Source organism: Psychroserpens luteus (assembly GCF_015319355.1).
Classification (GTDB): domain Bacteria; phylum Bacteroidota; class Bacteroidia; order Flavobacteriales; family Flavobacteriaceae; genus Psychroserpens; species Psychroserpens luteus.
Map to the genome: position 1 here is coordinate 88,187 of NZ_JADILU010000007.1, position 13,318 is coordinate 101,504.

Sequence of the window (13,318 nt, forward strand, 5' to 3'; positions counted from 1 at the left end):
GACCATTGTATCCTTTTTCTTGTTTTAATATTCATAATTAAAAAGTGTATTTTTGGATGACAAATTTACTTTGACCTTTTATATGCTATCGGTACTTATTCCTGTTTATAACTATGATATTAGACCTCTTGTGAATTTACTTCATGAGCAATTAATAGCTAGTCAAGTTGAGTTTGAAATAATATGCCTTGATGATTATTCTAACAAAAAGACAGGTATATTAAATGCTGAAATTAAACAACTCCAATACACGTCATATAAATTATCGAGTAATAACTTTGGAAGAGTTGCCACAAGACAAGCGCTTGCAAAACAAGCAAGTTATGATTGGCTATTATTTTTAGATGCAGATGTGATGCCAAAATCTCATCAGTTTATTTCAAAATATATCGCTTTATTATCTACAGGAAATGATGCGATTTATGGAGGTTTTGCTTACACATTAGAACAACCAAAAAACGATTATATGTTACGTTGGAGATACGGAACATCTAATGAACAAGTTCATGCATCAAAAAGAAACAAAACACCTTATAAGATTGTGATTTCTGCTAATTTTTTAATAAAGAAAACGGTTTTCTTAGAGCTTAATTCACAAATTACGCAAAGAGGTTATGGCTATGACAATTATTTTGGAGCTTTATTAAAGAGCCTCCAATTTAAGGTTTATCATATAGATAATGAAGTCTATCATTTAGGCTTAGAACCCAACGAAATTTATCTTCATAAAATTGAGCAATCTATTGATACGCTTTTAAAATTAGACTTAAATAAAGAAATCCAACAAACCGATAATTCCCTTTACAACACCTATAAATCCTTAAAAAGATTAAAACTTAATTATCTATTCTCTAAGATTTATCGAGTTTTCAAAAATCGTTTTAAAAAAAATCTATTAAGTCGTAAACCAGACATTCGATTATTACAATTTTATAAATTGAGTTACATTTGTTATCAAGATTTAAACTCATGAATCCTTTTATTTCAGTTATAATATCGGTTTACAATAAAGAGGCATATTTAGAACAAACTCTAAATTCTGTTTTAAAACAAAGTTTTACAAACTTTGAAGTTATCATTATCAATGATGGTTCTACAGATAATAGTCTAAAGGCTATAAAACAGTTTAAAGATTCTAGAATTAAAATTATTGATCAAGATAACCATGGTGCTTCACATGCTAGAAATCAAGGATTAAAAATAGCAAAAGGCGATTATATTGCACTATTAGATGGTGATGATTTTTGGGATGAACAATTTTTAGAAACCATTAGTGACGCTATTTCTAAAAATCCTGATGAAGCTATTTTTACGACAGCCATTGCTCATAAGTATGACAATATAGTACCTGTTTCTTATAGTTTTAAAATGGATAAAGATATTCAGATTTTAGATTATTTTGAGGCCAGCCAAGATCATTCTATATTATCTGGATCAAGTGTTGTTTTTAAAAAATCTATCCTCAACATTACAGGAACATTTGATGAAACAATAAAATCTGGTCAAGACACAGATTTATGGATACGGTTTGGATTACATTTTCCTGTAGTATTTATTAATAAAGTGATGGTCTATTATGTATACAACACTTCAAGCTTATCAAACACAACTGTTAACTTAAAAGACAAATCAAAATTTGATAAATATATAGAAGAAGAAAAATGCAACTTAAATTTGAAAAGGTTTTTAGATAGAAACAGATTTTCTCTCGCTATTTTAAGCACACTAAATAAAGATAAAAGTTCTTATCTATTTTATAGAAACTCTTTGAGCCTTGAAAATCTATCATTCAAAAGAAAAGTGCTTATAAATAGTCCCAGATGGTTTTTAAAAATAGTATTAAAACTAAAATCACTGAAAGGACAAAAAACGTATTATCAAACATAAAAATTAAGATAATCCTGATAATCTCTTATATAATCATTTTCGTCAAATTCACCAGAAGCTAATACTAAACATACTGCACCAGATGAAAAATTATCTAACTCTCTCCAAATCCCAGTAGGTATTAATAATCCTTTATTGGGTTTATTAAGCATTACTCTTTGTTTTGATTTACCATCATTAAGTACGACTTCAAAGCTACCACTTAGCGCGATTAAGAACTCTTGCTGTTCTTTATGAGCATGTCCTCCTCTAAACGCATCACTTGGTACGTCATACAAATAATATACTCTTTTAATTGCGTAAGGGATACAGTCTTTTTCTATAACTGCGAGATTGCCTCTAGGGTCTGAAATTTTAGGAATTTCAATAATCATTTTATCGTTTATACTATTGTGCATGTTTTATTAATTGTTCCCAGTGACGAGAAATATTGTTTATAGAAAATTTTTCAACAGAATTAGAGGCTCTATTCTTACAATGATTATATAATTTTTCATCTTGAAATAGACTTATCATCGCTTTTGCAAAATCATCTACATTTCTATTTGGTACTAATAACCCATTTTCTTTATGAATTATTATTTCATTTGGTCCAGATTTAATATCCAAAGAAATTATAGGAACTCCAACTGATAGGCTTTCTAAAATCACCATTGGAAACCCTTCATAACGACTCGTTAAAGTCACAAATTTACTATTATAAATATAAGGAAACGGATTAGTTGTGTAAGGATAAAATAGGATGAAATCACTACATTTTAATTGCTCTACATAAACCTTAAGTTCTTCCTTATCCTTGCCATCTCCCAAAATAACAAGAAAAATATTCTTTTCCCATAGTTTAGATTTAAAAAATGAATCAATAAGAAATCTAAAATCTTTTATTTCATCTTCAATTCTTCCATAGGATAAAATATAATTTTTGTCATTTAAAGGATTTTCAGAAATTTTATCTGAATCTATCCATTTTGGATCATATGCATTGTAAATAGTCAGTGAATTATCTAATCCATTCGCTTTTAATATTTCATTTTTAATGTAATTAGAAACCGCTATATTAACATAATTACTCTTGTAGATTTTAATAAATCTATGTAATGAATCTTTTGTGTTTAAAACTTGTTTTGAGCTATGGAGTACATATATTTTCTTTATATCTCTATATAAATATTTCTGATAGAACAACTCTCTGTAGTAATTATTCTTAGGCCTATGATCAATAATAAAATCAAACTCTTGTACTTTGAGATAATCTCTAAATTTTTTGAAACGCTTTAATCTGCTAAAAATCGTATCACCATTAATATCTTTGGATATACCTAGATTAAATAAGTTACCTGAATACGAATAATAAATTTGATTGACTAAGATTACAAGATGCACCTCATGCCCTATTCTAGACAACATATGAGTTAGCATTGAAACAGACCGTTCTGCACCACCTTTTGACAATGAAATTGCTACAATACAAATTTTTTTTTTATCAGTTTTTAGCATTAAAAGCTATCTTTGAAACAAATGTACTAATATAAATGAAGATTTTATTAATTGGAGAATATAGTAGATTGCACAACTCCTTAAAAGAAGGCTTAGTACAGTTAGGGCATGAAGTTGTTATTGTGGGTAATGGTGATGGTTTTAAAAATTATCCTGTTGATATCCTATTAAAAAACAACTATACAAAAGGGCCTTTAAATATCTTAAGAAAAATTCTCCATCGCCTTTTAAAAATAGATTTAAACTCTATTTCAATAGAGAAACAATTTAATACTTATAAAGAACAATTAAAAGGTTTTGACATTGTCCAACTTATTAATGAACGACCTTTTAAAACAATTGCTGAAACTGAAAAAAAACTCTTAAATTATATTTTAGAGAATAATAAAAACGTGTTCTTATTGTCCTGTGGTTACGATTTCCCTAGTGTAGATTATGCTATGAAAAAGAAATTTAGATATTCTATTTTAACACCTTATTTTGAAGATAAAGTCACGAAAAAAGAATTTAATCCTATTCTTTTACATCTAGAGAATCAGCATAAAGAAATACATTATTATTTATACAAAAATATTAAAGGAGTTATCTCATCAGATATGGATTATCACTTACCATTAAAGGGGAACTCTAAGTATTTAGGATTAATTCCTAATCCCATAAATACTGATAAAATTCTTTTTACCAAAAATCATCTACAAGATAAAATTATTATTTTTCATGGTATTAATAAAGCTAATTATTACAAAAAAGGAAATGATATTTTTGAAGAGGCTTTAGAGATAATTAATAGTAGATATAAGGACAAAGTTGAAATAATTTCAACAACAGATATTCCTTATAACGATTACATAAATATATACAACAAAGCACATATTTTATTAGATATGGTTTATGCGTACGACCAAGGCTATAATGCTTTAGAAGCTATGGCAAAAGGCAAAGTTGTATTTACTGGTGCAGAACAAGAATGGTTAGACTATTATGGATTAGAAAAAAATACGGTTGCCATAAATGCTGAGCCTAGTGTAGATAATATTGTTGAAAATTTAGAATGGCTGATTAATAATCCAGAACACATTATTACAATTTCTAAAAATGCAAGGCATTTTATAGAAAGAGAACATGATTTGTTGAAAATCACAAAAAAATATTTAGAGACTTGGGAAAAATAAAACTGCCAGTTTTTTTTTAATAACTGGCAGCTATGAATTTATTTTTTCACTATTTTTTGAACATGGATTTGTTTACCATTTCCATCTAAAATTTGTAAAATATAAATACCTTCATATAAATGTTCTAAGTTCAGATTAACTGAACTTGAATTAATCTTATCCTTAAAATAAACTTCTTGTTTGTAAAAATCATAAATTTTGATACTTATCAAATTTTTATTACTAGCAGGCAAGTTTGACAATTCAACATTATTAGTAACTAACGTTGGTATAACTTGAATCTCACTTTCTTTACTTTCATCTTTACCAATACTTGATAATCTTGAACTCGAACTTGATGGTATTGTACAATCTAATGTCAACGTCTCATCAATACTTAAATCAATGTAACCACCAGTTTGGGGATAATAATCACCACTTAATATTTCAATGTTATTTCTTGCTTTAAATTTGAGTTTAGATCCGCCTGTCACATCATTATTCGACATTTTAATCTCATAAGGAGCTGTTACTAATTTATAAAACCAATGCCTATACAAGATTCTGTCCTTAACTTCGACAGTTCCTAAATCATCTGCCATATCTTTTGACATCTTCACAGCTTCATAAGCATCTAATCTACCAGCTCCAAGTCTTCCATAGAAGGGTAAGTTTTCTGGAATATCATCAATTTTCACTGCAGTAAGTTTAATAATAGTTTCTATTTCTTTTGGATCTAAGCAAAAATTAACAGAATACATTAAACCTACCGTACCTGCAACAACTGGTGCTGCCCAAGAAGTCCCTCCAAGTCCAGGATTTTTATATTGACTATTAGAGTTAGTACTTGGGTTAAGTGCTGGAGTTCCATAATACGTCGGAACTACAATATCAACTGAATCATTATGTTGAAAAGAGATATTAGCCTCACTTATAGGGATCTGAGGATTAGTACCTGAATAATGGTAAGGAAAAGGTTGCTTTATTAAATGTACATCTTTCCAATTATCATAAGTTAAAGGATCTCCATCCGTATCAACTCCAATATCATTTTTGTTACCAACAGTTGAGACTGAAATCACATTTTGATAAGAAGCTGGATAAATATACCTACTAGCATAACTTTCATTAGTATAAACACCATTTGTTCCTGTAGTACCACCTTTATAAGGTCCATTTCCAGCAGCACATATTACAACGGTTCCGTTAGCTACCATATTGTTAACTATATTTTGCTGTGAGATACTTCCACCTGTAGTTGAAGGGCTTCCAAAACTTCCATTTACAGCTTTAGCTCCAATTAGCGATAATTCCTTCATACCATTGATACTCAAAGACCTATTAGCTAATCCTTTTGTATCAAAACCAATAGAAGAAATACCTTCATTGTTATCTGTAGCTGCTGTAACACGTCCCATTGTACCAGATCCATGACCTGAGGAACTACTAGTTCCGCTGTCATAACTTCCAACACCTCCTACAATTTCTGTAGTCAATTCTGGATGATCAACTTGAAAACCAGTGTCACTAACACCAATTAAAACATAATCTTTTCCTAAAGTAATATCCCAAGCTTCTTGAGCTCTAATCATAATTAAATCATTCTGTTCATTTGAAGTAACATTGGTTTGAGAACTTACATCTAAAGTTTCAAAATCATCTGGCATGTATAGAGATTCATATGCAATCAACTTTTCATAACTGATGTATTGATTAAAATCATTTATCAATTTTGCTACTAGAACATCAACCCTGCTTTCATCTTGTAATTCAATGATGACTCTTAAAAGGTTTTCAGTCAGATTAACATCAATTTCATTGACGTAAACACAATTAGAAACAATTAATTCATCTAAAATTGTATTTATAGATTTTGAATACTTAAGTTTTTCATTTACTAAAAATTTGTTTTTCGTTTTGTCATATTCTGGAATGTAACTGTTATCTACTACTTCAATATAAAATTCTTTAAAGTCTTGTCCATAAAAAAAATGAGTAGTAAAGAAAATTAATAAACAGACTATTATTTTCATAATTCTCATAACTAATCTATTTTAGTTTTTAATTCATCAATCTCTTTTTTGAGTTCAATAGTATAGAGTGTCAATTCTTCTATTTTTTGGAGTAGTAATTTATTCATTTCCCCAAGTTCAATACCATTTTCTTCAACTTCTGCTGCGCTTGGTATATTTTGTAAATGTCCATTAACTTTAATAAATGTTTCAACCTCTTCTAGTGTTGGTAATTTATATTCTTCTTCAAAAACATAATCAGCCCAATCAGTATATACTTTGACAGAGTGTGCTCTCATTTTACCATTAACAGTCAAATTATATAATTCACCGTTATCATTAAAAGAATTTGTCCCAATTGTTAAATAAGAGTTTACTTTAGGTAAGTTTAAATATACATTATCACTACCATCTTCACTTAATTTAAAAAAATGCGACTGACTCTTATTGTAATACAATAGTTCACTTGAACCTCCCGTGTTAGCAAAAAACCTCCATCTACTTTTAAAGTTTCTATCTTCCATACCGATAAAAGATTGCGCTTGAGCATCAATATTTGATTCAGGAAAATCTAAGACATTTAGTATAAAACCACTAGGACCAAATTGTGTTCCTGCATTTAATACAGAGCATTGTAAATTCCTATCGGACACGCTACTAAATAGAGAACCATTTGGCAAAGGTTTGGAAAATATTCCACGTTCGCCTTTAACTGTACCAATAATCTCTAATTTTTCAGTAGGTGTCAAGGTACCAACTCCAACATTCCCAGCAGTAGACCCAGAATTATTTGTGGTTGGAGTTACAGTACCATTGGGAGTACTAACCTGTGAGAAACAAAAAATTGAAAATAAAAAGATGGATGTAAAAAGTAATTTTTTCATAATATTTGATTTTTAGATTAAACATATTTTAATGTAAGAAATTAAAACAAAAAAAAAAACACCTTAAGTGTTAAATGTTTAAAAATCAGGTATTTATTACGGTTTTTCCGTAATTTGAAATACGTTTTTTCCTACAAATATTAAAAACTCCTATTGATAGCATGTCAACTATAAAGCTTTCGGAGAAGAATTGTTTATTTTTGAAATCACACTATTCATTCAATGCAAAAATCAAAATGTTTTCCTAATCTTTTCATTCCAGGTGCTGCAAAATCAGGAACTAGCACTTTACACGTGTTACTAAATTTTCATGAAGATATTTGTATGTCATCAATAAAGGAACCTTTTTATATGGTTAAGGATGACTTTGACACCTCAATTGATTTTTATTGCAAAAAGTACAATGAGATTTTTAGCGAAAACCCTAATGCTAAATATAAAGGAGATGCAAGTACCAGTTACATGCTTTTTCCAAAATTTATTGAAAGAGTCAAAACTCATTTAGATCAAAATGTAAAATTCATTTTTATATTAAGAAACCCTGTCGATAGGTTATATTCTCATTATTGGTATCTTAAAGGTTTAGGAATGGAGTCTCTTGAATTAAAAGATGCTGTTTTAAATGATATTGACATTGAACCAGATAATTCTAAACGACAACCTATGGGTAGGTTTAAAAATTATTTTCAATATGGTCTTTACGGTAAATGGTTATCTAGATTTTATGATAATTTTGATAGTAACAACATTAAAGTTGTATTTTTTGAAGATTTAAAAAGTAATCAACTTGACGTGGTTAATGAATGTTTAGAATTTTTAAATTTATCTAAGTTTGATACGATTAATAAAACTGAGGCTAATAAAACTATTATACTTAAAAACCCAAAACGTTATAACACAATCACAAAATTGATGAATAATAGTATTAGAATACTCAAGCCAATACATTTTTTTATACCTAGACATTTAAAATCATCAATCAAAAATAAAATTAAGAATTTTGCGATTAATAAGAGTAAAACAAATACTGATTACCCAAAATTAACTAATGAAGAAAGACAATGGATTACAGAATTATATAAAGAAGACTTTATGTTACTAAAGTCTATTTTAAACAAGGATTTTAGTGTATGGAACGATTTTAAGAAATATATATGAGTTTAATTAAAACATCCTTTTACTCTTTTATTAGTACCTCTGTATCTCTTATAACTAAACTTATAACTAATAAAATTACAGCGATTTATCTTGGAACTAGCGGTATGTTTTTTTTAGGTCAATTAAAAGACTTTATCAGTTTAGGTAAAGTTGCTTCTACAATTGGCACAGAAAATGGTGTTATTAAATATGTTGCAGATTACAATAATACAGAAAAACTGACCCCATTTATTAACTCCGCTCTAAAAATCCATTTATTATTTTCAATCATAGTTTGCCTTGTAACTCTTATTTTCAATAAACCTCTCGCGCACTATTTATTTGAGGATTCAAAATTTTCTAGTGCTTTAATACTTTTATCCTTTTCATTTATCACTTCTGCGGTTTATAGCCTAATTATGTCCACTTTTAATGGTCTAAAAAGAATAAAAACCTATGTGCTTATAAATATTATTGCTACAATAGTATCATCAATCATAATGATAATATTAGTTATTAAATTTAATTTATTAGGAGCAATCCATGCAATTGCAATTAGTCAAATTCTTGTGTTTTTTATTTCAATTATATTTTTAAGACACATAAGAAAACCTTTAATAAGAGAATTAAAATTCAAAATAAATTCAAAATATTTTAAGAATCTAACAAAATTTTCTTTAATGGCTGTTACTGCTCCTGTATTTATGTTGGGTGCAACCTTTTTTGTTAGAGCGTTAATAAATAAAAATTTAGGAGATCAGTTTGCTGGTTCATGGGAAGGTATGTGGAGAATTTCAGCAATCTATATTATGTTTCTTACAACAACATTTAAATTTTATTTGATTCCAACTTTTACCAATTTAAATGGAGACAAATTAAAAAAAGAAGTCTTTAAAGTTTGGTCATTAAGTCTTCCAATTATAATAATCATAACAATTTTAGTTTATTTAATTAAAGATTATCTTATAGTGTTATTGTTCAGCAAAGAGTTCTTATTAATAAACTCAATCATTCTATTTCACTTACTTGGTGATGCTATTAAAATTAATTCTTGGGTACTTGGTAATATATTAATATCTAAAGCTAACACAAAAGTATTTATAGGTTTCCAAATAGGTTGGGCAGTAGTCTTTTGTAGTTTAACTATAATCTTTATTGAATATTATGGTTTTGTTGGAGTTTCAATAGCCTATTTTGTCACTTATGTTCTACACTTTATAGCTATGAATATTTACTTTAGAAAACTACTTTGGCTTAAAACAAGTTAAGACTCCTCTACATCTTCTGGGATGATCCCAAACAGCGATGTGCCAAAAATAAGTAACACAATACCATAATACATTACATAACTTAAAAAATGCCCTATTACAGCTCCTTCAACACCAAACTCATCAATAAGGTAAACACTAGAAAAATAGAGCATTACAACTAAAAACACTTCTATAATTATAAAATGGCTAAACATTTTTTTAGCTAAAAATTGGTAAGAAATAACGAGAGACAAAACCTTTACAAAGTCGCCTAGAAGTTGCCAAAAGAACAAGTTTTCTGTTGGTTTGAATGCTTCGGAAAAGATAAGTGGTACAATAAAAGACTTTAAAAAGTAGAGAACTATTAAGCCAATACCAAATATGGGCATAACAGATTTATAAAACACTAAAATCTCTTTTTTGAATTCTTTTTTGCTTTCAATCTTACTGAATTTAGGCAAAACATACAAAGTAATAATAGATGTAATAAACATCAAATAGTAATTAGAAATCCTATTCATAGCTTCCCAATAACCAGCTTCTTGGATTCCAATTTCAGAAATAATATAATTACGAATACAAATTGAGATCAAAGGTAAAGCTATTGCAGTTACCAATGCCATTGCAGCATAAGGACCAAATGATTTTAAAATATCAAAACTTATATGATCTATTTTAATTGAAGTCACCAAGTTTCTTCTATTTACAATCCCTACTAAAGTGATTAAAAATATTAAAGAAGGTGCTACAACTGCAGCAATTAGAGCTCCATCAATATGGTTTTTATAAATTAATAACAAGGTGACTAGTAAACCTAAAATTTGACCTATTATATTAACAATAAGTAACATTTTATAATTAGAAAAGCCATTCATTATAGAAAAACTCATCATGTTTAATGAGTAAAATGGCAATGCTAAAGCCATAATTTTGATCACATAAGCGTAATCATAATAAGATGTAAATAATAAATCATTTATATATTGAGCATTATAATAACATAAAAAAGCGACTATAATTGTTGAGAAAAAACCCAAATAGTAAGCAGTAGATAGTGTTTTACTTAAATTGACACTATCGTGTTTAAATTTAGCAATAGTATTTACAACACCATTGTAAAACCCAAGAATTGAAATAGATTGTATTGCACTCAAAAAATTTCTAAGATTACCAATCAATGCCATCCCTTCAACACCTATAAAAACAGCAATTGCCTTAGATGTTAAAATACCTGCAATAATCTTAGTAATTATAGTTGCAGAGTTAAGATGCGCAACTTTATATAATACATTAGTATTAATGTACTTAATTAGGTTTTTCAATTAATAAAGGTTTAGGGCATTAATAATTGTTTCAATCTCTACAGTAGTCATTACAGGACTCAATGGAATACTTACCACTGTGTCATGAATAGCTTCTGTAATAGGTAAATATAAAGATTTATATGGTAACAATGCTTTTTGGAGATGTGGAGCAATAGGATAATGAATTAAGTAACCAATTTCATTTTGCTCTAAATAGCTTGTAAAATGAGATCTGCCTTCTACTCTAATCACAAACACATGAAACACATGATTATGAGAACCATCATAAAAAGGAAGTGTTATTTTTGGATTATTGATCCTTTTTAAATACTGTTTTGCAATCTCTCGTCGCTTCTCGTTATCTTGATCTAAATCTCTAAGTTTTATATTTAAAAATGAAGCTTGTAACTCATCTAAGCGACTGTTAATGCCAATTTTTTCGTTGACGTATTTTTTAGAACTTCCATAGTTATGCAATAATTTAATACATGCTGCTAACTCCTTGTCATTGGTAGTTACTGCTCCTGCATCACCTAGAGCTCCAAGATTTTTAGTGGGATAAAAACTAAATCCTGATGCATCAGATAGGTTTCCTGCTTTTTTTTCTTCGGAAATAGAAACTGCTCCATGAGCTTGGGCTGCATCTTCAATAACTAAGAGATTATTAGTTTTTGCTATGGCATTTATTTCAGACATGTTAGCTAATTGTCCGTATAAATGAACGACCAATATGGCTTTAACAGATGGTTTTATGTGTTTTTGAATTTCCGAAGGTGAAATATTAAAGGTCTCATTATCTGGCTCAATAAAAACGGGTTTAAGACCAGAATTCAGGATAGATAACATCGTCGCAATGTAGGTATTTGCAGGCACCATCACTTCATCACCAACGTTTAATTTACCAAGTTCTATATAGCCTTTAAAAATAAGGGTTAAGGCATCGAGACCATTAGCAACTCCTATACAATGCTTTGTACCACAATAAGTAGCGAAACTTTGTTCAAATTGATTGACTTCAGATCCTTTTATATAATATCCTGATTTTAAAAACGCTTTAAATCGAGAAGAAAATTCATCTTCGTACTTTGAATTGATTTTATTTAAGTCTAAAAATTTAATCATATCATTACATCTTCTAATAAACTAAAATTTTTAGTATCTATAGTATAAAAATCATGAGTTATTGGGTTTGCTCCAAAACTCTCTTTCCAATTAATCAAACCACGATTAACTTGTTGTCCTTGATTTTCATTAGAAATGCCAAAACTAAAATAGCGCTTATCAATAAATACTTCGTTTATTAAAAAATCAAAAATAGCGTCAAGTCCGCCAAGTTCATTTTTAGATGTTATTGTAGAAATATATTGTGCATGAGCAACTTGAGAAGACTCAAAAATAGTTACTCCTGCAATAATCTCATCATTTTGATAGGCGTTAAACTGTCTAATATTTTTAGGGAATTGTAATTTTAATTCTTCGATTTCTGTTAGAGAATGTGTAGGCAAGGTGTTATATCTATGCTTTAGATTTGGAATTAGAATTTGATTAAAAAAATCATCAAAATTCACAACTTCTTTTACATATACTTTATTAAGTTTACTTCTTTTTAAATTCCGTTTTCTATTTGATGAAGATTCCAATTTGCAGGTATAATCAATAACCATTGACACATCTCTTCTAATTAAATTGGCATTGGTTTTGAAAAGTAAATACTCTATTTCATCGCTTGGTAATTGATGGTATATTTTAGGTAACAACTTAATTTCAAAAGTAGGAATAGAATTATCATTCAAATATTTTAAGACAGAATAATATATCTTAACAACAGTTTCAAACTTTGCTTTTTGTGATAATACTAAACCTCCATAACTTAACCCTTGATGAGAAATAAGAGTATCTTTAACTCTATTAGAAGGTATTAATGCTACTAACTTAGTATCACTATAAACCATCAATGAGTAATCATCAAAACGGTCTTGATGATACTCCATAAAATCGCGATGAAATAAAAATGTAGCATTTTTAGAATTGGAGACAAAATCATCCCAATCTGCACGTTTACCTTGATTGTATTTTATAACTTTAAACTCATCCAACTTTGATCGTGTAATTTAAACTTTGAATAGGCACAAAATACAATATTTTTAAATCTTGGAATCCCTTTTGATTCAATTCTTTTATATTTGAAAAACTATA

The 13,318-nt window shown here is 28.4% G+C and carries 12 protein-coding genes; 5 read left to right on the plus strand and 7 right to left on the minus strand.

Annotated elements, in window-relative coordinates:
- Positions 1–52: 52 nt before the first annotated feature.
- Positions 53–973, plus strand: coding sequence for a glycosyltransferase family 2 protein (locus IM744_RS16325; protein ID WP_194509240.1), 921 nt, complete (start codon positions 53–55; stop codon positions 971–973).
- Positions 970–1,887 (plus strand): glycosyltransferase family 2 protein, encoded by a 918-nt coding sequence (locus IM744_RS16330; protein ID WP_194509241.1) that lies wholly within the window; start codon positions 970–972, stop codon positions 1,885–1,887. Before IM744_RS16325 ends, IM744_RS16330 begins: the two co-directional genes overlap by 4 nt.
- On the opposite strand, the gene IM744_RS16335 is transcribed toward IM744_RS16330, so the two are convergent.
- Both IM744_RS16335 and IM744_RS16340 read right to left on the minus strand, forming a co-directional pair.
- Positions 1,878–2,285, minus strand: a complete 408-nt coding sequence (locus IM744_RS16335) for a sugar 3,4-ketoisomerase (protein WP_194509242.1) — start codon at positions 2,283–2,285, stop codon at positions 1,878–1,880. The two genes, IM744_RS16330 and IM744_RS16335, sit on opposite strands and share 10 nt — an antisense overlap.
- A complete protein-coding gene (locus IM744_RS16340) occupies positions 2,275–3,384 on the minus strand; it encodes a glycosyltransferase (RefSeq protein WP_194509243.1) in 1,110 nt (369 codons plus the stop codon). The genes IM744_RS16335 and IM744_RS16340 overlap by 11 nt, the downstream gene beginning before the upstream one ends.
- 35 nt (positions 3,385–3,419) lie before the next feature.
- Here IM744_RS16340 and IM744_RS16345 point away from each other — a divergent pair, with 35 nt between their 5' ends.
- Positions 3,420–4,556, plus strand: coding sequence for a glycosyltransferase (locus tag IM744_RS16345; RefSeq protein WP_194509244.1), 1,137 nt, complete (start codon positions 3,420–3,422; stop codon positions 4,554–4,556).
- A 38-nt stretch (positions 4,557–4,594) separates the two neighbouring features.
- Here the strand turns inward: IM744_RS16345 and IM744_RS16350 are convergent, their stop codons facing one another.
- Positions 4,595–6,568 carry a S8 family serine peptidase gene (locus IM744_RS16350; protein ID WP_194509245.1) on the minus strand — a complete coding sequence of 658 codons (1,974 nt, stop codon included), beginning with the start codon at positions 6,566–6,568 and terminating at the stop codon, positions 4,595–4,597.
- An 11-nt stretch (positions 6,569–6,579) separates the two neighbouring features.
- Complete coding sequence (locus tag IM744_RS16355) at positions 6,580–7,431, minus strand: hypothetical protein (RefSeq protein WP_194509246.1); 852 nt, start codon at positions 7,429–7,431, stop codon at positions 6,580–6,582.
- 222 nt (positions 7,432–7,653) lie between these two features.
- Here IM744_RS16355 and IM744_RS16360 point away from each other — a divergent pair, with 222 nt between their 5' ends.
- Positions 7,654–8,589 carry a sulfotransferase family protein gene (locus tag IM744_RS16360; protein WP_194509247.1) on the plus strand — a complete coding sequence of 312 codons (936 nt, stop codon included), beginning with the start codon at positions 7,654–7,656 and terminating at the stop codon, positions 8,587–8,589.
- Positions 8,586–9,836 carry an O-antigen translocase gene (locus tag IM744_RS16365; RefSeq protein ID WP_194509248.1) on the plus strand — a complete coding sequence of 417 codons (1,251 nt, stop codon included), beginning with the start codon at positions 8,586–8,588 and terminating at the stop codon, positions 9,834–9,836. Before IM744_RS16360 ends, IM744_RS16365 begins: the two co-directional genes overlap by 4 nt.
- Here the strand turns inward: IM744_RS16365 and IM744_RS16370 are convergent.
- The 3 genes from IM744_RS16370 to IM744_RS16380 are packed head-to-tail and all read right to left on the minus strand — an operon-like array spanning position 9,833 to position 13,218.
- The gene (locus IM744_RS16370) at positions 9,833–11,140 is read right to left on the minus strand and encodes an O-antigen translocase (RefSeq protein WP_194509249.1); all 1,308 of its coding nucleotides are present in this window, start codon (positions 11,138–11,140) and stop codon (positions 9,833–9,835) included. The two genes, IM744_RS16365 and IM744_RS16370, sit on opposite strands and share 4 nt — an antisense overlap.
- Positions 11,141–12,244 (minus strand): DegT/DnrJ/EryC1/StrS family aminotransferase, encoded by a 1,104-nt coding sequence (locus IM744_RS16375; RefSeq protein WP_194509250.1) that lies wholly within the window; start codon positions 12,242–12,244, stop codon positions 11,141–11,143.
- Positions 12,241–13,218: a GNAT family N-acetyltransferase gene (locus tag IM744_RS16380; RefSeq protein WP_194509251.1), complete on the minus strand. Its 978-nt coding sequence runs from the start codon at positions 13,216–13,218 to the stop codon at positions 12,241–12,243. The genes IM744_RS16375 and IM744_RS16380 overlap by 4 nt, the downstream gene beginning before the upstream one ends.
- Positions 13,219–13,318: the final 100 nt, after the last annotated feature.